Raw genomic sequence first — 20,284 nt, 5'->3', positions numbered from 1 at the left:
CTGTGCCTCGGCTGGCTCGTCGTCGCGCCGCGGCTTGATCGCTTCCGAACGCAATGCCGCTCGCATCGGAGCCCGCATCCATGAGCGAGATCGCGTTCCCCGCTGTCCTGCGCCCCGGCTACCTCAAGCGCATCGCCGACAACCTCGGCGGGGTCCGCGTCCCCGGCGGCTGCGTCGCGGCTTGGCTCGCGCCCCTGCCGACGGCCGCACTCGCCGAGGTGCTGCTCTACCCGCCCGCGCGTACGGCCGAGATCCTATTTGCGGCCATCGGCACGTGGCGGACGCAGGCGAACGTCGGCCTGGATCAGAACCTATTCGAGGGCGCGCCCGACAACATCCCGACCAACGCCATCGCGGAGGCGGCCTTGATGGCGTGGGCCACGTGCCGGCTGGCGTCGGCACATCTGAATTGCGGGTTGCCCGGCGAGGCGCAGCGCGCGCTCGCGAACGCGGGGCGCCTCGTTCACCTGTGGCCGACGCCGATCGCCCGACGCTTCGAGCCGCACATCGTCGCGCTCCACGCCGCCGCCGAGCGGATGCGCGCCCGTCAGCTCGCCGAGGAGGTGGCGTGATGATCTGCGCCGCTCGCCACGTCTGCCGCCTCGCTCATCCGCTCCACGTTCACCACGGTCTCATCCAGCAGCGTGCGCACGCGCAGCACGGCGGACCGAAAATCCTCCCGCGCTGTCACGTCATCGTCCAAGGTCGCTTCGATGCTGCGGAAGCTGTCGATGACGTAGCGGCGGATCTTCATCTGAGCGTTCAGGTACTCGCCGGGGTTGGCCATCTCGAACAGGATCGCCAAAGCCTGGAAAGCCCGGCCCGACATCTCACACGCCAAGGCGTTCGCATCCGGCGCAGTGGGCGTCACATCAGTCATAAGCGCACTCTCCTGAGTGGCGTCCCCCGACTTCTGGCCGCTAACACAATATTGGAGGCGGTCCAATGACATGGATGCCATCCTGCACAGGTCTTCCGATTGAACTGGCAGACCCCTCCCCGATCGAGGTGGATTTTTCCGAGATCGCCCACGCGCTCGCCCACCTCAACCGCTCGTCCGGCAACAGCCTGACGCCGGTATCGGTGGGCCTGCACACGCTGATCGGCCTCGACCTGTGCCCGACGGCCGCGGTGCGCGCCCACTGGCTCCTGCACGACTGCCACGAAGCACGGGTCGGCGACGTCACCTCGCCGATGAAGGAGGCGACGCGCGCGGTCGCGCTCGACCTGTTCGGGCCCGAGCGCGGCGGCGCGTTGGCCAACTTCATCGATGGGGTGCGAGCCGAGATGGAGCGTCGGCACGACGTCGCGATCTATGCCGCCGCCGGCCTCGACCGCCCCGACGCGCTCACCGCCCAAGCCGTCAAGCACATCGATCTGCGCGCGCTCGCCACCGAGCGCCGCGACTTCTACCGCCGCGGCCCCGCCCCCCGGCCCTGGGCGATCGACGCGATGACACCGCCGATCGAGCCCGGCCCGAGGGTCTGGCGCTGGCTCCCGCCGGCCGAGGTCACCGACCGCCTGATCGCGGCCTTCCGCACCCACCTGCCGGCGCTCCAGCGCGGGCGTCGTGCGTCCTGAATCTCACCCGGAGGAGCCGATGCACCGCTGTCCTGCCGAGGAGGCCGAGGCCCTGACCGCCTTTTACAACCGGATCGCCGCGCGGCCCTCCGCTGGGTTCGTGGTCGGCGTGGCCGAGGGCGACAGCGCCGATCACTCAATCACCGTGCAGCTTTCAGACGTCGGCTGCTCGCCGCTGTGCCTGATCTCTTTCGCCGCGCAGTGCTTGGAGATGGCCTCTGAGCGCGTGCGGGCGATGCCGGATGCCCGCGCCTTCATCGACTTCCTCTGCGCCGTTGAGCGGGCCCGAGCCGCCCTCGACTTCGACCCGTCGCCCGACGCGCACTGAGCGCCGCGGCCGCCCTCCCCGTCACCTGACGCACCCGGAGTTCGCATGCCCTCCCCGTCCCAGGTCCGCGCCGCCCAGTCGGCCGAGAACCGTATCGCCCGCGTCCTCCTGATGGCGGAGACCATGCAGCGTCACGCGGCCGCCGACGGCGCATGCACCTACGCGCACCTCACCGCCGCGGGCTTCGCCGAGGCCGAGATCGAGGCCTACCGCGACGACGCCCGACGTCTGATCGCCGGCCTCGACCATGTGCCGGAGATTCTCCCGTCCGGGCGGGTCGAAGGGCGGATCCTCGTGGCACAGGCGCAGGCGATCCGGGCGCGGCAGGGGAGCGGCTATCAGGTCCCGGCGATCGAGCCCGAGGTCGGGGCGCGGGTCGCATGAGTGCTTGGATCCTGATCCTCTATCTGTCCACCAGCTCGACCACGACGGGCATGACGCTGACGACTGCTGAGTACAGCTCGAACGCGGCGTGCGAGTCGGCCGGCCGGAAAGCGCGCGACACGTTCGGCGGCTGGGCTACGAGCGTGCGCTGGACGTGTTCGCCGAAGTCGGCAGAGCCGGCCGCCCCTCAGGTCGGGCGGTAGCGCCATGGCCTGCTACGTCGATCAGCCGATCTTCCCCTTCGGCCGCATGATGATGTGCCACCTCTGGGCCGACGGCCTGGACGAGCTGCTCGCCATGGTGGATCGCATCGGGGTCGCCCGTAAGTGGATTCAGGGCCATCCGACGCTGTCGTTCGGCAAGCACCGCGATGCCTCTTGGGTCCACTTCGACATCGCCAAGGCCAAACGCGCTCTGGCGATTCAGGTCGGCGCGATCGAGACCGACCGCTACGGGGCCAGCTACTTCGACGCGCAGCGGCGCGGGCTCGTAGGCCGTGCCGCGACGATCGAGGAGGTCCGGATCAAGGCCGGCAAGCCCGCAGACGGCATCATCCGGCGCGATGATGCGACCGCAGGAGCGCTCCTGTGATCGCGCCCCGCTGCGACCAGTGCGGACACCCGCTCCAGCCCCACGCCTGCTCTCCGAAGTGGTGCAGCCGCACCCAGCGCTGGTCCGACACCGACCGCCGCAAACGCCCGGTCGCCGGGGATCTGCTCGTACGCACAGTCCTGGCGTGCTTCCCCGGAGCCGAAGTCGTCGCCGTGCGCGAGGAGCGCGAGAGCCGTGGCCTTTAAGGCGCTACATCCCCCGCATCGAGTCGATCAAACCGGGCTCCTCCTCCTCGGGGACGCTGCCGGGCGGTTTGTTCTCAGGCGTGATTTTGTCGCCCGGGACGCTCTCTTCCGGACGGCCATCTTCGGCCAGACGCTTCCGCCTGACGCGCTCGACCAGCGCGGCTTCCTCCGGCGTCAACGTCGCGTCCCCGCTCATGTCGCGAGCCATAGGCGCCTCCCATCATGTTTTTGCCGAGGCGACCTAAACGGCGCTCGGTTTGTCTTTGGCGAAGTGGCCCACAGTGTCCGGCGTTCCATCGGCGACCGACTGACGGGGGTCGGCCATGGGTGAGCGCAAGCGCCGCGCGGTCGCCGGCTACGTCCCGCCCCCGCATCTCACCGAGCGCGACCGGATGATGTTCGCCATCCCAGCGATCCTCGTCGGCGCCCTCGTCTTCGCCGACGTGTTCGGGCCTGATCCGCACGCGGAGGACCAAGAGGCGGCGCGCGCCGAGATCGCGGAGAAGTCGAAGCGGTTACGCGATCTTATCATTGCCGGCTCCAGCGAGCCGTTCGCGGGCCTAAGCCTCGGCCCACGCTCGCGGTTGCTTCGTCAGACCGCCGACCTCTGCCAGAACTGCATCCGCGCCATGGGCTTCGAGGACCAGTCCTCGGTCAAGTTCGGTATGACGTACTACTACTGGCTGGAGGACCTGCTGTTCCGTGAGGTGCTCAACCTCGTCGAGGGCAGCGCCATGGCCGAGGCGGTGGGGCTGCTCCTGCCGATGATGGAGCACGGCTTCGCGGTCGAGGCGCGCGACGCCAGCGCCCGCAAGCAGGCGGGGCGGATGCTGCGCTGGTTTCAGGAGCGCGGGTTCTACGCCGATCCGGTGGTGATGGAGGCGCGCTGTGCGTGAGGCCATCGTGCGCGCGATCGCTCGCGCCGACCTCGTCTGCCTCCATCTCGATCCGGCCTATCTGGGCGCGGCCGAGCCGGTGCGCACGCTGGTCTCCAAGCGCGAGGCCGCCCGCATCGCGCGGCTCGCCGAGCCCGCCGGCGGCGTGCGGCTGACCTGGGAGGGCGCGCGACTGATCCTGTCTCCGCCGGACCGTTTAAACGGCGGGGTGCGGCGGTGATCGCGGCCCGTTTAAACGCCGCGCCAGAGCCGGCCCAGGACGGCCGTGGCGCTCCATCTCCACAGCCGCGCACCTGCCTGGAGTGCGGCACGCCCCACGCCTCAGCCGTCGCCGAGGCCGAATTCTGCGGCGACCGCTGCCGCATGGCGTTCAACAACCGCCGGGCCAAGCGCGGGGCGGAACTCTACGACCTGTTCATGGCGCTCCGGCACGACCGGGTGATCGCCACCCGGTTCAAGGTCTGGCGCCTGCTCAACCGCCTGGCGGCGATCTTCCGTGACGAGGATCGGCGGGAGCGGGACGGGCGTAAATCCTGGCGCTCGCCGGCCGCGATCCTGGCGCGCCGGCCGTACCTCTCGGCCGAGCGGATGACGCAAGGGCGGAGAATTTGATGCCGCGTCGTGGCGCCTCCGTCACCCAGGCCGACATCGCCCGCGCGATTCGCGCAATGCGCGACGCAGGCTTCACCCAGGTTCGCGTGGTGATGCGCGACGGGGGCGTCACCGTCGAGCCGGCCGATCCGGTCGAGCCGCCGGCCGGCCGCCGACTTGCCGACAGGGAGCGGGTGGTGGTCCTATGAAACCCGACATGCCACGCCCGCGCCCCAAGCACCTCCACCGCGAGATCACCCGCCACGGGGAGACGGTCTGGTATTTTCGGCGTGGGTCCGGTCCACGTGTCCGCATTCGGGCCGCCTACGGCACGAAGGCGTTTGTGGCTGAGTACGAAGCCGCTCTGACTGGCCAGCCCGCGCCGGCAAAAAAGGGCGTCACAGTCGGCACGATGGCTTGGCTGATCCAACGCTACATGGTCAGCGCGCACTGGACCGAGGCTCTCTCGGTCGCCACCCGAGCGCAACGTGGTGGGATTTTAAAGGAGACGGACCGCATCGCCGGGACCGAGCCTGTCGAGGCGATCACCGCCCGAGCCATTCGCGAGGGTCTCGACCGTCGCGCAGCCAAGCCGCACGGAGCGAACAACTGGCTCAAGACGATGCGCGGCTTGTTCGCCTTCGCGGTCGAGCGCGAGTACGTCCAAGCGGACCCGACCCGCGGGGTGAAGCTCCTGGGTGGTCCCAACGATCGCAACGGCTTCCACACCTGGACCGAGGAGGAGGTCGCCCGGTTCGAGGCGTGCTGGCCGCACGGCACGCGCGAGCGCCTCGCACTCGACCTGTTGCTCTACACAGGCTTGCGTCGGGGGGACGCGGCCCGCGTCGGCCGACCGCACGTGCGCAACGGCCGGATCCGCATCGAGACGGAGAAGACCGGCCAAGAAGTCACGATTCGTATCCTGCCGCCGCTCGCGGCCTCAATAGCCGCGAGCCCTGTGGGCGAGTTGACCTTCATCGCCGGCGAGCGCGGGCGGCCGATGACGAAAGAGAGCTTCGGCAATTGGTTTCGCGACGCATGCGCGGCGGCCGGCGTGCCGGGCCGGGCCCACGGCCTGCGCAAGGCCGGCGCGCGACGCGCGGCCGAGAGCGGCGCCACGGAGGCCGAGTTGAACGCGTGGTTCGGGTGGGCCGAGGGGAGCCGGGAGAGCGCGACCTACGTGCGCGGCGCCAATCGAACCAAGCTCGCGGAGCGCATCGCTGACAGATGGAACGACGGTGCTATTCCCGCACCTCACGACCCGGTGCGGGAGCGAGAGCTAAAAGCGCAACGATCTGAAGATGTTGTAAAGAGGATGGCTCCCCGAGCAGGACTCGAACCTGCGACAAGGCGATTAACAGTCGCCTGCTCTACCAACTGAGCTATCGGGGATCACGGCCGCGTCTCTACACACCGGCACCGCCGGACGCAAGGGCCTCGGAGGCGATCCGTGGCCGCCCGGGGGGATCCCCCCATGATGGGCCCGATGCGGAGGGTGCATGACGCGCCGGGCGAGGCCATTCGGCAACACGGCGCGGCGCCGCGCGGCCTGCCGGTTGCGCGGATGGTGCGGCGGAACGGGGCGGCCTCATCGAGTCATCGGCGCGTCATGACGCGGTCCTACGGGACCGGCCCCGCCGGTTCGACCGGCCCGTCGCCGCCGTGACCATGCTGACCCATCGTTGCCTCGATCCCCAGGATCCCTACGCCGAACGGGAAGTCCGCGTCGTCTTCGCGTGGGCGGCCGGCGGTCCGCGGCTGATCGCGGCCCTCGACGAGGAGGCGTCCGATATCCTCCCCGATCTGATCGAGGCGCAGTGCGATGACCTGCGGCGGGAGATCGTCGCCGCGCTGCCGCGCCCCGATCGGACCGGCGCGTTGCTCGGGCGTGCGCAGCGCTGAACGTCGGCGCCCATCGCGGCCCGTCGCGGCGTCCGGCACGGCCCCCGGCCTCCTCGACCCGCCCGCCGGACCGAACCGCGAAGCGTCGCCATGATCGCGCGCGCATTGCCGAGGCTACGACACAGCAAAGTCGTTCCGATTTGTCCGGGTATTTGTGAGCGCGGGCCCAAAACAGGAATAACCTTACGGCCAGATCTGCTATAAAAACCAAGTACCCTTTTTGCATATTTGCCGGCTATATTTGACTGTACGGCAATGCTTGCTGCGGTATAGCGGGTTCCTCTCAGCCCTCCTCGAAAGCGGCGCCGCCTCGATGCGCATTTCCCTCGGTTTCAAGCTCTTCACGGTCATCGGGCTGCTGGCCCTCGTCGCCATCGGCATCGCGATCTTCGCCGTGCGCCAATCCAACTGGGAACAGGAGCGTGCGGCGGCCACCGACAAGATCTGGAACGCCGGGTTGCAGGCCGGCGCGCTCGGCCAGGCGATCGAGCACGCCGTGGTGCAGGCGACGGCGCTGTTCACAGCGGAGGACGTGACGGAGGCCCGGTCGCGCCTGTCCGCGCTGCACGAGGCTCTGGCGACCGTGGAGGAGGTGCGCGTCCCGTTCCTGGCCGCGATGGAGGATCAGCTCCCCGAGGACCGGCGCCGCCGGTTCGATCTCTTCGTCAAGGAGTTCGTCGCCTATCAGAACGACACGGCCGAGCTGGGTCTCACGGTCTCGCCCAAGGCCGCCCTGATCCAGGCGACGGACGAGTCGACCGTGAAGAACCGGGAGCACATGGTCGCGGAGATCGCCGCGCTCGGACGCGAGGTGCTGAACCGCCTCAACACCCGCCGGGCCGCGGATGCCGCCGACCGGCGAACGGCGCGGATCACGCTGATCGTCGTGCCGGCCGTGTCCCTCGCCCTGGGACTGCTCACCGCGATCTGGATCATCTTCACCCAGGTCCGCCAACCGCTGAATCGGCTCAAGGGCTGCATGACCACGCTGGCGGCCAACGATCTGGGTCGCCCGATCCCGTTCACGCATCGTCGCGACGAGATCGGCGAGATGGCCGGGGCCATCGCGGCGTTCCAGAGGGCCCTGATCCAGAAGCGCGACCTCGATGGGGAGGCCCAGGTTCGGCGCGACCGCGACCGGGTCCGCGCCGAGAAGCTCGCGGTGGCGACGCACGAGTTCGAGGTCGAGACGCAGCGCGCGGTCGCCGACCTCGCCGGCTCGGCCGAGGCGATGATGTCGGCGGCCGACACGCTCTCGGGCAATGCCGGTGACATGGCGGTTCAGGCCACCGTCGTGGCGGGCGCCTCAAGCCAGACGGCGGGCATCGTCGACAGCATCGCCAGCGCCGCCGAGGAACTCTCGGCCACGGCCCGCGAGATCGAGGCGCGGGTCCGGGACACCAGCGAGATCGCGTCCTCGGCCCTGACCGACACGCGGGGCCTGGAGGAGACCGTCCGCACGCTGTCGCAAGCCGCGGAGGAGATCGGAGCGGTCGTGACCCTGATCCGCGACGTCGCCGAACAGACCAACCTCCTGGCGCTCAACGCCACGATCGAGGCGGCCCGCGCGGGCGTCGCGGGCCGCGGCTTCGCCGTGGTGGCCGCGGAGGTCAAGGCGCTCGCGGGCCAGACCGCCCTCGCCACCGACCGCATCACCGGCCAGGTCGGATCGATTCAGGGCGCCGCCGACCGGACGGTCGGTGCCATCGCGGCGATCGGCCAGACGATCGCCCGCATGAGCCTGATCGCCTCCGAGGTGGCGGAGGCGACCGATCAACAGGGCAGCGCCAGCCAGGAGATCGCGCGGGCCATCTTCAACGCCGCCGCGGATGCCCGCAAGGTGTCCGAGAGCATCTCCGGCGTCCGGGCCGCGGCCGCGTCCAACGAAGACCAGGCCGGTCAGGTCCGGGGCACCGCCGCGCGGGTCAATACCGGGACGCACAGCCTGCAGCAGGCGATCGAGACCTACATGGTGCAGGTCCACGGCGCGTAGGGCCGGCGGCCCGCGCGCGATATCGGTGAAAGGAATGTTGGAGGCCTCGCCCGGAATCGAACCGGGGTGCAAGGATTTGCAGTCCTCTGCGTAACCACTCCGCCACGAGGCCTTCTCGACGGCGCCTGTGCGCCGCGCGGAGCTTGGCGGACAGCTCCGGGTGCGCGTCTCTAGCAGAGGTCGGCGGCCGCAGGCAACGGCCGTGACGACACGGATCGCCGGAACGCTTCAGCTCTGCCAGACCCGCGGCATCGGCAGGCCGCGATAGCCGGCGAGGAACCGGGCGGCGAGACGGCGCAGGGGGCCGATTCCGTCCGCCAGGGCACGGACCACGAGGTGCCCGTTCCAGGCGCTCGCCGCCGCCTCGATCCCGGGGGCGGCGGCCTCCGCCAGGAGGACGCGCGCCTCCTCCAGGCGCGCTTCCGCCCCGTCCGAGACGTCGAGCAGCGTCGCGCAGGCGCGCCCGCCGCCGCCGATCGCCGGTCGAGCCAGGAGATCGCTGATCGGCCCGTCCAGCGCGATGCTGTCGGCATAGACCAGACGACCGGCCCGGCGCACGCGCCACGCATCCGCGAACAGCGCGGCGGTGATCCGCTCGCCCCGGGCGGCACGGCCGAAGGCGACGATCTCCACGGCCAGCAGGCCTGCGCCCGCGGCGAGATCGGCCTCGAAGCGCCGCCGCACCCGGGCGCGGTCGAACAGGATCGTCTCCTGGGGCAGCCAGGCGAGCCGCGCACCCGCGCCCAGGCTCAGGCGGTTCTCGATGCGGCTCACCGGCCCGTCGGAGCGGTAGATCTTCTCGGCCGCCGTCGTGGTGAGGACGAGATCGGCCGCCGGATCGAGTTCCAAGGCCACCGAGAAGGCGTCGCCGCACGCCACGCCGCCGGCGGTGTTGACGAGGACGGCTTCGAGCGCCCCCGGCCCCCGCGGGAAGCGGAGGCGCGACGGCCCCGATTCCGCCAGGTCGATGATCCGCGTCGCTCCGCCCGTGCGGGCCGGCCCGGCGCGCAGCCGGACGCGGCCGTCGGAGCGCTGCCGCGCCGGCGGCATGGCGGCGGCCGGGTCGAGTTCCTGCGGGTCCGGGATGCGGCCTTCCATCACCCGCGTTCGGCCGCGTCGCCCGGCGTCGCTTCGGCCGGCAGCGTCGGCCGGTCGAGGATGCGCCGGCCGAACAGGCTCGCCGCCAGCTCGACCAGCACCCGGGCGCTGCGCCCGCGCTCGTCGAGGAAGGGATTGAGCTCGACGATGTCCAGCGAGCGCACGAGGCCGGAATCGTGCAGCATCTCCATGATGAGATGCGCTTCCCGGAAGGTGGCGCCCCCCGGAACCGTCGTGCCGACCCCCGGGGCGAGGGACGGGTCGAGGAAGTCGATGTCGAAACTGACGTGCAGATGGGCGCGCCGGGCGGCGACGTGTTCGAGGATCCGCCGCAGGGGGGCGACGACCCCGAACTCGTCGATGGTGCGCATGTCCGTGACCCCGACCCGCCGGGCCGCCACCAGGGCGCGCTCCCCGGCATCGATGGAGCGCAGGCCGAACAGGTGGACATCGGTCGGGGCGAGCGGCGGCGGAGCCGGCTCGGCGAACAGGCGCGGGAAGCCGGGCTCCCCGCACAGGGCCGCCAGCGGCATGCCATGGACGTTGCCGGACGGGGAGGTCTCCAGGGTGTTGAAGTCGGCGTGGGCATCCAGCCAGAGCACGAAGAGCGGCCGGCGCTCACGGGCGGCGTGGCGCATGACGCCGTCGATCGATCCGAGCGAGAGACTGTGATCGCCGCCGACGGTGAGGGGCACCGCGCCCGCAGCGAGGGCATCTTCGACCGCGCGGGACAGGGCGCGCGTCCAGGCCGCCACGGCGGCGAGGCCGCGCCCTCCGGCCGGCCCATCGGGGACGACGTCGCCGTGGTCTGTGACCGCATGGCCGAGGTCGGACAGGGCGCGGACGAGGCCGGCGGTGCGCAGGGCTGCCGGGCCCATCAGGGCGCCGGGCTCGCTGGTTCCGACCTCGATCGGCGCGCCGATCAGCGCGATGCGGTGCCCCACGTGGGGGCTTGTCTCGCTGGTCATCCCGTCTCCACCGGTCGCTCGGACGTCCGCGCGTCCCCGCCGCTCTAGCAGGTGGCGGGCCGCCGCCACAGGCCGACGCGGCGCCTTCGCCGATCCGCAAGCCTCTGATCGACCGACGCTCGAAGAATGATTGTGCGAGACGGAATCCTGGGCTGGAAAGTGCCGGTTTCAGAAGGTCCGCGCCCTGCCCTTTCGAGGTGTTTGGGCTGGGTGCAGGGATCGCGATCCATGGCTGACACATCGTGAAAGCGCAGCGTGTTTCCCCTTCCCCTCGTGGGCCTGCGGCTTCTCAGGGCGAGCCGGCGGCTCCACGCGTGCAGGACGAAGGCGCGGGTCCCCTCTCCCGGGCGGGAGAGGGAGCCTGTCGCGGCTTCCCGAGCCGATGTCTGAACATCGTGGTCCTGATACATAATATCATGTTTAGCTGAGTAATTACAACCCTTGCTCCGAGTAAAAAAACGCCGGTTAATCGCATCTATAGGCATCTTGATTTGAAATTTAACAGGCTGCATTGTTTCATAGTGGCCGGCGCCCGACAATGGTGTCACAGAAAATTAGGATTATTGTGGGAAGGCAGCAGAGCTTCTCTATCTAAGACTATTCAAGGTTGCCATGACGCTTCTGTCCCGTTTGAGCGTGCGTCTCCCCGCGATGACCGTCGGCCTGGCGCTGCTCAGCGCCACCGCCATGGGCGGATTCAGCTGGTACACGGCCCGGTCCGGGCTGATGAGCGCGGCCCAGGACCGCCTGCAACTGGCCGCCGCGGCCCGCCGGGATGGCATCGAGCTGGTGGCGGATCGGATGCAGGCCGACTTCCTGGCCGTCGCGGCGCATCCGCAGATCGTGTCGAACTTTCCCGACCTGATCGAGACCCTGGATCCCGCCAAGCCCGAGGTGGCGGCCGTCATCGAGGCGTTCCGCGCGCCGCAGACGGTCGAGGCGCGGGTCGCCCTCGACGGCACCGGCATGGGCGCGATGTACGCGCGCCGGCACGTCAAGGTGCAGGACGTGGCACGCAAGCTCGTCGCCCAGGCCGGCTACGCGGACCTCATGTTCGTGGATCAGAACGGCCGGATCGTCTACACCACGACGAAGGGCGCGGATTTCGCCAAGTCGGTCGCCGATCCGGATCTGGCGCAGACCGGCCTCGCCCGCCTCCTCAAGCGTCTCGAATCGGCCGATCCGGGCACGGTCCTGTTCGAGGATTTCGCTGCCTATCCGGTCGATGGCGTTCCGGCCGCCTTCATCGGTCGCGCCATGACCAAGCGCGCCAATGTCGCCATGGGGACCGCGCAGGCGGCGGAGCGGATCGGCACCGTCATCATGCGGGTCACCCCGGCGGTGTTCGATCAGACGCTGGCCAAACGGACCGGCCTGGGCGAGACCGGACAGGTCTTCGCGGCGGGTGGGGACGGGCTCCTGCGCAGCGATCCGCCGCTGAACCCCACGGTGAAGGCCGGAGGCGCCGTCACGCTGCTCGGGATCGCCCCCGATCGGATCAAGGCGGAGGGCAGCCTCACCTTCCCGGCCGCGGACGGACCGCACATGGCAGCGGCCTCCGCGCTCAGCGTGCTGGGGGCGCCCTGGACGGTGGTGGCGGAGCAGACCGAGGCCGAAGCGATTGCGTCGGTCCGGGCGCTCTCGCGCGTCCTGATCCTGACCGGTCTGTGCATCCTGGCCGCGACGGCGGCGCTCGGCCTGCTGCTCGCGCGCTCGATCGTGGCGCCGCTGGGCGCCCTCACCCGCGCCCTGAAGGCGCTCGCCGACCGTCAGCCACTCACGGACGTGGCCGGGAGCCGGCGCCGGGACGAGATCGGCGACATCGCCCGCGCCGTGGTGACGATCCGCGACATGTCCCTGGAGGATGCCGCGCAGCAGTTGCAGACCACGGAGGCCGTGCGCCTGCGCGAGGAACAGAACCGGCGCACCATGCTGCGGGACCTCGCCGACGGGTTCGAGCGCTCGGTGGGCGGGATCGCCGAGGGTCTGACGGTGGCCGTGTCGTCGCTCCAGGACGCGTCCGGCGCCATGCGGGTCGCGGTCGCCGGGACCTCCGAGCGCTCGACCAGCGTCGCCAGCGCGGCGCGGCAGACATCCGACAACGTCAACGCCGTCGCCGCCGCCGCCGAGGAACTCGGTGCGACCGTGCGGGAGATCGGCCGGCAGGTCGAGCAGGCGACCGGCATGTCGGCCAATGCGGTTGGCGAGGCCCGGCGGGCCGAGCAGACGATGACCGACCTCGCCGCCGCCGCGACCCGGATCGGCGACGTGGTCGGGATGGTCTCGACGATCGCCGGACAGACGAACCTGCTGGCCCTCAACGCGACGATCGAGGCGGCCAGGGCCGGCGAGGCCGGAAGGGGCTTCGCGGTGGTGGCCGCAGAGGTGAAGGAACTGGCCGCCCAGACGAGCCGCGCCACGGAGGAGATCGGCCGGCAGGTGGCGTCGATCCAGACCGTCACCGGCGACGCCGTCGGGGCGATCCAGGGCGTCGCCTCGCAGATCGAGGCCATGAATCAGGTCTCGACCGGCATCGCCGCCGCCGTGGACCAGCAGGGCGCCACGACGCAGGACATCGTCCGCAGCATGGGGCAGGCCTCCACCGGCACCGGCCTGATGACCGCCGATATCGCGGAGGTCGCTCGGGTCGCGGACGATGCCGGGGAGGCCGCCGCATCGGTGGCGCAGGCCTCGGACGCCCTGGCGGCGCGCGCGGAGCAGCTCCGCGCCGAGGTCGCGCAGTTTTTGCGCAACATCCGGGCGGCTTAGGGCACGCGTCGCCGAAGCGGATCCCGGTTCGGCGGCGTCGGATCGGGGGGCTCGGACCGGTTCCCGACAGGCGGCCGCCGGGTTTCGGAGGCGGGTGGCGTCAGGCTGCCTCGGCGGGGACCGGGGCGGCCTTCTGCGCCGCCTGCCCCGCGAAGATCTGGGCGGCCAGGGGCAGCTCGATCACGGCGCTGAGGCCGCCCGCACGGCCGTTCTCCAGGATCAACCGGCCGTTATGCGCCTCGACGATGGCCTGAACGATCGACAGGCCGAGGCCGAAACCCCGCGCCTCGTTGAGGTTGCGGGCCCGGTCGCCGCGGACGAAGGGCTGCAGCATCGCCTCCCGCTCGGCCTCCGGGATCCCCGGGCCGGGGTCGAGCACGCAGATACGGACCCCGCGCTCGGAGGATTCCATGTGGACCTCCGCTCGGCCGCCGTACTTCACGGCGTTGTCCACGAGGTTCGTCACCGCCCGCTGCAATTCCTCGGGGCGCCCCTGGACGAGGACGTGGCGGCTTTTGCCGACGCGCACAGGCGCGCCGAAATCCGAGAAATCGTCGCAGACCGTCTGCACGACCGAGGCGAGATCGACCAGGGTGAAGCTGCTCGCGTCCCGGGCCTGACCGTCGCGCACGAAGGACAGGGCCGCCTCGACGAGGCCGTTCATCTGGTCCAGGTCGCGCAGGGTGGCGGCCCGGGCGTGGTCGTCCTCGATGAATTCGGCGCGCAGGCGCAGCCGGGTGATCGGCGTGCGCAGGTCGTGGCTGATCGCCGCGAGCATCTGCGTGCGGTCGTCGATCAGCCGGCGCACCCGCGACCGCATCCGGTCGAGTGCCCGGGAGACGGCGAGCACCTCGCGCGGGCCCGCCTCCGGCAGGGCCACGTGATCGTCCCGGGTTCCGAAGGCCTCCGCGGCGCCGGCGAGCCGCTTCAGCGGCGCCGTGAGCGCCCGGGTTGCCCAGACGCAGAGCAGCGCCAGGGTCAGCGCCAGGAACACGACGGTGAAGATCAGGGCACCCTGCTTCGGCGCCCGGAGCGGATCGTTCGGCAGCGTCGCCTGCAGCATCGCGCCGCCGGCCGTGACGATCCCGACATGCAGCCGTCCGTCCGCCTTCTCCGCGTCGGTGTCGCCGGCGGACAGGTCGATGATCTGCACCGGACGCCCAGCCCCGTTCCGGAGCCGGTGGATGACCGGAAGATCCGGGACCGGCTTGGCGCCGGGCGGCGCCTCCCCGTCCCAGGCCTCGACATGGATCAGCGGCAGGCTGCGGCCGCTGGCGAGCAGAGCCGGCCGGGCGGCCGGATCGACGACGTCGAGGAGCCGCGCCAGCGTGCCGAGGCGGCTCGCAGCGACCCCCGGCAGGGTGTCCGGGTTCTGGGATTCGTGCAGCAGCAGGAACGCGGCGGTCGCCACCATATGCGCCACCGCGATGCCGGCCACGACGAGCAGCGCGATCTGGCCCGCGATGGTCGCCGGTCGCATCCGGGCGCGCAGCCGCCGCAGCACGCTCATGAGCGCGTGACCTCCGGCGTGAACAGGTAGCCGCCCGAGCGGATCGTCCGGATGAATTCGGGGTTGCGGGTATCGCGCTCGATCTTCTGGCGGATGCGCGAGATCAGCACGTCGATGCTGCGCTCGAACGGGCCGGCGGCGCGGCCCTGGGTCAGGTCCAGGAGCTGGTCGCGCGACAGGACCCGTCCGGGCCGCAGGCAGAGGGCGTGGAGGAGGTCGAATTCCGCCCCGGTGATGGCGATGCGCGCGCCCTCGGGCGACAGCACCTGCCGCAGGGAGACGTCGAGGGTCCAGCCGGAGAAATGCAGGCGGCGGCGCTCGTCGGTGTCGGGCGCCTCGGCGGCGACCCGGCGCAGGATCGCCCGGATGCGGGCAAGCAGCTCCCGCGGGTTGAACGGCTTGGCCAGGTAATCGTCGGCACCGAGTTCCAACCCGAGGATCCGGTCGACATCCTCGGACTTCGCCGTCAGGATCAAAATCGGGATCTGCGACGAATCCCGCAGGCGCCGGCACAGCCTGAGCCCATCCTCCCCCGGGAGCATCAGGTCCAGGACGATCAGATCGATGCGCGATTCCGCCAGCGCATGATCCATGTCGGTCCCGTCGCCCGCGAGCGTCACGCGGCAATCGTTGCCGCGCAGATAGCGCGCGATCAGGGTCGAGATCTCCCGATCGTCCTCTACGACGAGGATGTGGGGTGTCGACGGTGTCGTCATCGCGACGGAGTCTGTATGCGATTCAGCCTGCATCATCGGGCCATCATGCCCCGAACCGACGATTATTCGAAGGTGTCCGGCGAAACCAATTTGTAAGCGCGTGTTTCCCGCGGATCTGCTCCGGGATCTGGCCGCCCTGCGGCGAATCGTCGAGCCGGACTCCCCGCCCGGCGCGGCCTAGCTACCTCACGGATCAGCGTTCGCCCGGCGTGACGGGTGAGGCCGCCATCCGGAACCCCCCGTGTCAAAGCCCATCAGCGACTACGCCCTCATCGGCGACACCCATTCCTGCGCGCTGATCGCCCGCGACGGTTCGATCGACTGGCTGTGCTGGCCGCGCCACGATTCGCCGGCCCTGTTCGTGAAGCTCCTCGACGACGAGACAGGCGGCGCCTGCAGCGTCGCGTTCGACGGGCTCACCGGGACGGCGCGCCGCTACCTGCCCGAGACCAACATCCTCGAGACGAGCTTCACCACCCGGACCGGGCAGGCGCGCCTCGTCGACGTGATGCCGGTGAACCCCCCGAGCCCCGAACCGGACGAGGGCCCGGACGGCGAGGGCGAGAGCCGGCTGATCCGGCTGCTCACCTGCGTGACCGGGACGGTGACCGGGGCGTTCCGGGTGCGCCCGACCTTCGACTACGCGCGCCGCCCGTGCACGCCCATCGTCGAGGGCCCCTCCGTGCTGTTCGAGGCCGGCGATTGCCGGCTGCGGGTCAACGCGCATCCGCGGCCGACGCTGATCGGGGACGAGGCCGAGATCCGGTTCCAGCTGTCCGAGGGCGAGACCGCCTACCTGGTCCTCACCCACGGGGAGGACCGGGAGAATGCCGCCATCGACGATTACGCCGGCGCCCAGCGCCGCCTCGATCTGACCGAGGATTACTGGCGCCGCTGGAGCGCCCGCAGCACCTATCGCGGCGCCTATCGCGACGCGGTGATGCGCTCGGCGCTGTGCCTGAAGCTGCTGACCTACTCGCCCTCCGGCGGCATCGTGGCGGCGGCGACCGCGGGGCTGCCGGAGGCCGTGCCGGGGGACCGCAACTACGATTACCGGTTCACCTGGATGCGCGACGCCGCGTTCACCGTCACCGCCTTCGTGATGCTCGGCTACGTGCGCGAGGCCTCCGAGTTCCTGCGCTTCCTGCGGGAGCGCGACGGCACCTATGGCCGCGAGACGCGGCTGATGTACGGTGTCGCCGACGACATCCCGCCGGAGGAGGAACTCGACCACCTCGCCGGCTGGAACGGCGTGCGGCCGGTGGTGATCGGCAACCTCGCCGAGGACCAGGATCAGCACGACATCTACGGCGAGCTGCTGCGGGCGCTCTGCGTCTTCCTGGAGGCCGTGGATTACGATCCGCCCGAGAAGGTCAACGACCGCCTGCCGGAGGTGCTCGACAACCTCACCGCCCGCGCGATCCGCCATCGGCACGACGCGGACAACGGCATCTGGGAGTTGCGCACGGGGCCGCGCCAGCAGCTCCATTCCAAGGCGATGATCTGGGTGGCGCTCACGGACGCGGCCCGGATCGCCCGCAACATTTCGGGAGTCCCCGAGGCGAAGATCCGGGAATGGGAGCGCGTCGCCGCCGAGGTCCGGGCGGAGTATCTCGACCGGGGCTGGAACGCCGAGAAGCGGGCCTATGTCGGCGCCTACGAGTCGCACCATCTCGACGCCGCGGTCCTGCGGGTCGCCCTGTTCGGGGCGCTGGATCCGACAGATCCGCGGATGCGCGCGACCCTGGCCGCCGTGGAGCGGGAACTCGGCGTCGGCGACCTGATCTACCGCTACCGCATGGATGACGGGCTGACGGGCGAGGAGGGCACGTTCACGGCCTGCGCGTTCTGGCGGGTCGGCTGCCTCGCCCTCGACGGCCGGACCGCCGAGGCCAAGGCGGTCTTCGAGCGGCTGATCGCCCGGGGCAACGATGTCGGGCTGTTTGCCGAGGAGATCGACCCGGTCACCGGGGAGCAGCGCGGAAACACCCCGCAGGGCTTCTCTCACATGGCGCTGATCAACGCCGCCCTGCGCCTGGAGGACAGCATCGACCGCTACGGCTTCGCGGACGCGGCGGACGGCGTGGCACACAGGGCGGCCGAGTAGCGGCTCGACAGCGGGTCGCGGGCACCGGCGGCGGGGCCGCCGGCGGCAGTTCGATCAGGCGGCGACCCGGACAACCTTGTCCGGCTCGCGTCCATCCGCCTGGGAGGCATCGAGGCCGCGGCTGATGCGGAACTGATCCAGCAGGCTGTCGCCCAGGCTGTCCAGAACCACCTCCGTCGCGGCCTGAGTCGCCGGGTCCACCGCCGGCTCCTCGGTCCGGTACCAGGCCAGGATCTGCTCCGGCAGCGCGTCCAGGATCGCCCCGACGGGGTTGTGCGGTTCGGCCTTCGCGACGGCGCCGGTCTCGGCGGCATCGGCCGGCGGTGCGAAGGCGGTCCGGCTCTGGCTCGCCAAGGCGGCGCGCCAGGCGGCGTCCGCCACCTGGGCGTTGCGGCGCGCGGTCTCGCGCGCCGCCGCCTCGGCCGCGATCGCCCGGGCGGCCTCCCGGGCCTCGTCGCGGGCGGCCTCGGCCTCGTAGCGGTTGAGGAGAACGAGGACCGGCTGCATGTCCGCGCCCGGCAGGCTGTCGCAGGCGCCGATGGCGCATTCGATGATCCGCCGGGACAGGCCAGCCCCGCGGACCGGCGTCCCGCGGCGGGCCACGTCCTGCCAGGCCGCGAGGGCGGCCTGCATCGCCGGCAGCAGCGCGTCCGGGAGGCCGGCCCGCTGGTGCAGGTCGGCGAAGCTCCGGGGATCGCGCAGGGCCCGGGCGACGCCGGCGTGGTCCTGGCCGGACAGGTCGGCCAGGGCCGCGAGGGTGAAGTCGGTCCGCCCGGACAGCACGGCGCGGAGGATCAGGCCGGCGGTGAGCTGGTGGGTCGTGCGCAGATGCGCCACGAGCCGGGCGACGCCGGCCGCCCCGGAACCCGCGCAGGCGTCGAGGGCCACGCGCTCGCCGGCCTCCCGGCGCAGCCGGTCGCAGCGCTCGCCGCCGAGCCAGCCCCGGTGGGTGACGAAGCCGGACAGGGCCTGCGCCACCGCGAGGCCGATCGCGTGGCGTACCTCCGGAGGCAGGTCGGCCCGGGCCAGCAGCGCTTCGCGGAGCGGCGCCTCCGCACCGCTGCGCTCGATCATGCGCAGCATGCGGCCCGCGGTGATCTTCGCCGTCGGGTTGCGGGCGAGCGCCACCAGCGTGTCGAGCGCGCCGATCTCGGCCAGCGCCCCCGAGACCGCGTGCGACAGGTGATGGCGGGCGGCGATGACCGCACGCGTCGTCTCGTCGCCGAGCGCGGCCGCGTCCACGAGGTCGGCGTCGGTCAGCACCGGCGAGCGCGCCAGCACCAGCCGGGCGACCTCGGGCACGTCGCAGGACAGCGCGACCACCAGGGGGCGGGGCGTGCGCGCGGAGGACGCGCAGGCCTCGGCCAGGGCCCGGCGGACCAGCGGCGACGGGTCGTCCAGGAGGGTGAGCAGCGCGGTCTTGGCCTCCCAGGCCTGGTCCGCGGCGAGATTGCCGTAGAGATAGGCCCGCGTCAGGACCGCGGTGGCCTCGGCGCGCTGGCTGGCGGAGGCGTTCTGCGTCCAGGCCAGGAACTCGCGGATGATCATGGACCGCTCCGGGGTGCGAACAGGCTGTTCCTGGCGCCGGTCGCGGGACGCGCCGCGGCGAGTTCCGCCGGGCGCTGCGGCGGCAGCGGCGGGTTGACGAGGGCGCTGCCGGGCGGCGTCGCCGCGGGTGCGGCGAGCGCGCCCGTCGTGACCGGCTCCGGAACGGAGGCGGCCGGCGGGGGCTCCGACGCGGAGCGCGGGAAGTAGGTCGGCGCGGCATGGCCGGCCGGCTGCGCCGCATTGCGCTCCTGCCAGAGCCGCGCCGCGGCATCCGTGACGGCCCCGCGCTGATCGGTCTGGAACAGGCTGCGCAGGTCGCTGGTGCCGCCGAAGCCCGTCGCGACGCTCGCATAGGCCGAGACCGCCTGCGGCGCCGCGGCGCCGTCCTGGCGCAGGGCGGTGAGATCGGTAGCCGCGGCCCCCTGCGCGGCCGCCGCGAGGCTGGCGTAGAGTTCGGCGGCGCTCCGCGGCCGGCCCGTGCGGTCGTAGAACAGCGCGCGGTTGGCGGCGGCCGCCTCGGGCAGGTCGAGGGCGGCGGCGCGGGCGGGAAAGGCGCGCGCGGTCGAGATCAGGGCGGCGGCGCCCTTGGCGCCGAGGACATGCGCCGCGTAGAGGTCGCCCGGGGTCGGCTCCCGTCCGAGCGCTCCGGACAGCGCCTCGGCGTTCTGCTGGGTCAGGGCACCGGCGAGCGTCGCCGAGACTTTTGGATCGCGGCGCAGGTCGAGGATCGCCTGCTTTTGTCCCGCATCGGCCACCGCGTAGGTGCCGTCCGCCTGCCGGGTGATGGCATCGGCCTGCGCCTGGAGGCCGAGCTTCGGCCCGGCATTCTTCATGACGCCGAGCCAGGTCTGCTCGATGAACTGGAACAGCCCGGTCGCCGAGGAGGTACCGGCCTTGGCGGCGGGGTCGAGGGCGGATTCCCGCCGGGCCGTGGCGAGCAGGTAGTCGAAGCCGACCCCGCTCGCCATCGCCCCGTCGCGGATCGCCTGGACCACCGGCGCGGCGGCGGCCGTCCCCGGCATCGCCCGCGCCTGGGGCGGCGGGCTCTCCGGAGGGCTGGACGGCGTGGTGAACAGGAACATCCGGGCGCGCGCAG

Annotated in this window: 21 protein-coding genes, 2 tRNA genes and 1 pseudogene; 14 read left to right on the top strand and 10 right to left on the bottom strand. The window is 71.5% G+C overall.

The window, feature by feature from the left end:
• Positions 1-80: 80 nt before the first annotated feature.
• Positions 81-572 (top strand): hypothetical protein, encoded by a 492-nt coding sequence (locus tag AC3IF3_RS20455; RefSeq protein WP_489230077.1) that lies wholly within the window; start codon positions 81-83, stop codon positions 570-572.
• On the opposite strand, the gene AC3IF3_RS20450 is transcribed toward AC3IF3_RS20455, so the two are convergent.
• Entirely contained in the window at positions 548-880 is a 333-nt protein-coding gene (locus AC3IF3_RS20450) for a hypothetical protein (protein WP_489230076.1), read from the bottom strand. The two genes, AC3IF3_RS20455 and AC3IF3_RS20450, sit on opposite strands and share 25 nt — an antisense overlap.
• Positions 881-1,008: 128 nt before the next feature.
• On the opposite strand from AC3IF3_RS20450, the gene AC3IF3_RS20445 reads away from it, so the two are divergent.
• The 4 genes from AC3IF3_RS20445 to AC3IF3_RS20430 all read left to right on the top strand — a co-directional run bounded on the left by AC3IF3_RS20445 (position 1,009) and on the right by AC3IF3_RS20430 (position 2,884).
• Complete coding sequence (locus AC3IF3_RS20445) at positions 1,009-1,581, top strand: hypothetical protein (protein WP_489230075.1); 573 nt, start codon at positions 1,009-1,011, stop codon at positions 1,579-1,581.
• A 19-nt stretch (positions 1,582-1,600) separates the two neighbouring features.
• Positions 1,601-1,909, top strand: a complete 309-nt coding sequence (locus AC3IF3_RS20440) for a hypothetical protein (RefSeq protein ID WP_489230074.1) — start codon at positions 1,601-1,603, stop codon at positions 1,907-1,909.
• A gap of 45 nt (positions 1,910-1,954) precedes the next feature.
• Positions 1,955-2,293, top strand: coding sequence for a hypothetical protein (locus tag AC3IF3_RS20435; RefSeq protein ID WP_489230073.1), 339 nt, complete (start codon positions 1,955-1,957; stop codon positions 2,291-2,293).
• Between the two features lie 207 nt (positions 2,294-2,500).
• Positions 2,501-2,884, top strand: a complete 384-nt coding sequence (locus AC3IF3_RS20430) for a DUF4031 domain-containing protein (protein ID WP_489230072.1) — start codon at positions 2,501-2,503, stop codon at positions 2,882-2,884.
• 210 nt (positions 2,885-3,094) lie between these two features.
• Here AC3IF3_RS20430 and AC3IF3_RS20425 read toward each other — a convergent pair whose 3' ends face one another.
• Positions 3,095-3,298 (bottom strand): hypothetical protein, encoded by a 204-nt coding sequence (locus AC3IF3_RS20425; RefSeq protein ID WP_489230071.1) that lies wholly within the window; start codon positions 3,296-3,298, stop codon positions 3,095-3,097.
• 115 nt (positions 3,299-3,413) lie between these two features.
• Between AC3IF3_RS20425 and AC3IF3_RS20420 the strand changes: the two genes are divergently transcribed.
• The 5 genes and pseudogenes from AC3IF3_RS20420 to AC3IF3_RS20400 all read left to right on the top strand — a co-directional run.
• Entirely contained in the window at positions 3,414-3,986 is a 573-nt protein-coding gene (locus tag AC3IF3_RS20420; RefSeq protein ID WP_489230070.1) for a hypothetical protein, read from the top strand.
• A complete protein-coding gene (locus AC3IF3_RS20415) occupies positions 3,979-4,206 on the top strand; it encodes a hypothetical protein (protein ID WP_489230069.1) in 228 nt (75 codons plus the stop codon). Before AC3IF3_RS20420 ends, AC3IF3_RS20415 begins: the two co-directional genes overlap by 8 nt.
• A gap of 143 nt (positions 4,207-4,349) precedes the next feature.
• Positions 4,350-4,598, top strand: a complete 249-nt coding sequence (locus AC3IF3_RS20410; RefSeq protein WP_489230068.1) for a transcriptional regulator — start codon at positions 4,350-4,352, stop codon at positions 4,596-4,598.
• Complete coding sequence (locus AC3IF3_RS20405; RefSeq protein ID WP_489230067.1) at positions 4,598-4,786, top strand: hypothetical protein; 189 nt, start codon at positions 4,598-4,600, stop codon at positions 4,784-4,786. Before AC3IF3_RS20410 ends, AC3IF3_RS20405 begins: the two co-directional genes overlap by 1 nt.
• Positions 4,783-5,748, top strand: a pseudogene (locus AC3IF3_RS20400) (tyrosine-type recombinase/integrase); the annotation flags it as partial. The gene AC3IF3_RS20405 and the pseudogene AC3IF3_RS20400, both read left to right, overlap by 4 nt.
• 145 nt (positions 5,749-5,893) lie before the next feature.
• On the opposite strand, the gene AC3IF3_RS20395 reads toward AC3IF3_RS20400, so the two are convergent.
• Positions 5,894-5,969 (bottom strand) — tRNA-Asn (locus AC3IF3_RS20395).
• 276 nt (positions 5,970-6,245) lie between these two features.
• Between AC3IF3_RS20395 and AC3IF3_RS20390 the strand changes: the two genes are divergently transcribed.
• Positions 6,246-6,479 carry a hypothetical protein gene (locus AC3IF3_RS20390; protein ID WP_489230066.1) on the top strand — a complete coding sequence of 78 codons (234 nt, stop codon included), beginning with the start codon at positions 6,246-6,248 and terminating at the stop codon, positions 6,477-6,479.
• A gap of 313 nt (positions 6,480-6,792) precedes the next feature.
• The gene (locus AC3IF3_RS20385; RefSeq protein WP_243967600.1) at positions 6,793-8,472 is read left to right on the top strand and encodes a methyl-accepting chemotaxis protein; all 1,680 of its coding nucleotides are present in this window, start codon (positions 6,793-6,795) and stop codon (positions 8,470-8,472) included.
• 38 nt (positions 8,473-8,510) lie between these two features.
• Here AC3IF3_RS20385 and AC3IF3_RS20380 read toward each other — a convergent pair.
• The 3 genes from AC3IF3_RS20380 to rocF form a co-directional block, all read right to left on the bottom strand.
• Positions 8,511-8,584: transfer RNA gene (locus AC3IF3_RS20380), tRNA-Cys, on the bottom strand.
• 116 nt (positions 8,585-8,700) lie between these two features.
• Positions 8,701-9,570 (bottom strand): urease accessory protein UreD, encoded by an 870-nt coding sequence (locus AC3IF3_RS20375; RefSeq protein ID WP_489230065.1) that lies wholly within the window; start codon positions 9,568-9,570, stop codon positions 8,701-8,703.
• Entirely contained in the window at positions 9,570-10,538 is a 969-nt protein-coding gene (gene rocF, locus AC3IF3_RS20370) for an arginase (protein WP_489230064.1), read from the bottom strand. The genes AC3IF3_RS20375 and rocF overlap by 1 nt, the downstream gene beginning before the upstream one ends.
• A gap of 612 nt (positions 10,539-11,150) precedes the next feature.
• On the opposite strand from rocF, the gene AC3IF3_RS20365 reads away from it, so the two are divergent.
• Positions 11,151-13,307, top strand: coding sequence for a methyl-accepting chemotaxis protein (locus tag AC3IF3_RS20365; protein WP_489230063.1), 2,157 nt, complete (start codon positions 11,151-11,153; stop codon positions 13,305-13,307).
• Between the two features lie 100 nt (positions 13,308-13,407).
• Here AC3IF3_RS20365 and AC3IF3_RS20360 read toward each other — a convergent pair whose 3' ends face one another.
• Together AC3IF3_RS20360 and AC3IF3_RS20355 are read right to left on the bottom strand one after the other, a co-directional pair.
• On the bottom strand, positions 13,408-14,817 hold the full coding sequence (locus AC3IF3_RS20360; protein WP_489230062.1) for an ATP-binding protein: 1,410 nt from the start codon (positions 14,815-14,817) through the stop codon (positions 13,408-13,410).
• On the bottom strand, positions 14,814-15,533 hold the full coding sequence (locus AC3IF3_RS20355; RefSeq protein WP_489230061.1) for a response regulator: 720 nt from the start codon (positions 15,531-15,533) through the stop codon (positions 14,814-14,816). The genes AC3IF3_RS20360 and AC3IF3_RS20355 overlap by 4 nt, the downstream gene beginning before the upstream one ends.
• A gap of 241 nt (positions 15,534-15,774) precedes the next feature.
• On the opposite strand from AC3IF3_RS20355, the gene AC3IF3_RS20350 reads away from it, so the two are divergent.
• On the top strand, positions 15,775-17,640 hold the full coding sequence (locus AC3IF3_RS20350) for a glycoside hydrolase family 15 protein (RefSeq protein WP_489230060.1): 1,866 nt from the start codon (positions 15,775-15,777) through the stop codon (positions 17,638-17,640).
• 54 nt (positions 17,641-17,694) lie between these two features.
• On the opposite strand, the gene AC3IF3_RS20345 is transcribed toward AC3IF3_RS20350, so the two are convergent.
• Both AC3IF3_RS20345 and AC3IF3_RS20340 read right to left on the bottom strand, forming a co-directional pair.
• A complete protein-coding gene (locus AC3IF3_RS20345) occupies positions 17,695-19,188 on the bottom strand; it encodes a DUF2336 domain-containing protein (RefSeq protein ID WP_489230059.1) in 1,494 nt (497 codons plus the stop codon).
• Complete coding sequence (locus AC3IF3_RS20340; protein WP_489230058.1) at positions 19,185-20,270, bottom strand: lytic transglycosylase domain-containing protein; 1,086 nt, start codon at positions 20,268-20,270, stop codon at positions 19,185-19,187. The genes AC3IF3_RS20345 and AC3IF3_RS20340 overlap by 4 nt, the downstream gene beginning before the upstream one ends.
• Positions 20,271-20,284 lie beyond the last annotated feature (14 nt).

The organism is Methylobacterium sp. J-118, from assembly GCF_057836565.1.
The sequence above is the reverse complement of the archived record's forward strand: the minus strand, read 5'-3'. Positions and strand labels throughout refer to the sequence as shown.